The organism is Kinneretia sp. DJ1R-11 (genome assembly GCF_025717595.1).
Classification (GTDB): Bacteria; Pseudomonadota; Gammaproteobacteria; order Burkholderiales; family Burkholderiaceae_C; genus Paucibacter_A.
Map to the genome: position 1 here is coordinate 1 of NZ_JAJIRR010000061.1, position 372 is coordinate 372.

At 63.2% G+C, this 372-nt stretch carries 1 protein-coding gene; it reads left to right on the forward strand.

Features of this window, described 5'->3' with window-relative positions; genetic code table 11:
- Positions 1–62: 62 nt before the first annotated feature.
- Positions 63–372 (forward strand): hypothetical protein (locus tag LNV23_RS23920; protein ID WP_263565250.1); only part of this gene is annotated, 310 nt, incomplete at its 3' end.

A 372-nucleotide genomic window follows, 5' to 3' on the forward strand; every position in this document is an offset into this window, starting at 1 on the left:
CACGGTGTTATCCGACACTGAGCGTCGCTATACAACACGTTGTGCAGCAAGCTAAGCCGCGCGTGAAGATCCGCTTTCGGTTCGGCGATCGCCGCGATCTCGCGGGGCAATACGCCTCGCGCTTGTACGAGTCGGCCGCTGTTCAAGCCAATTCAACCTCCGGCTGCCATGATCTTGCCGGCTTAGGCTCGGCCGCTTGGTTTCCTTTTCGTCTTTCGCCGCCAGCGGGCAGGCGGACAAGGCGCTTGGCGCCTCGGGCGTTCGCCGCGTGGGTACCGCTTCGGTATGCTGTGAGCCACTTCCACGGCAGTGCCTTCGAAGCGGCTCTGCACAACCTGTCATTCGAGCGGACCGCCTTCGGCGTCCGCTCAC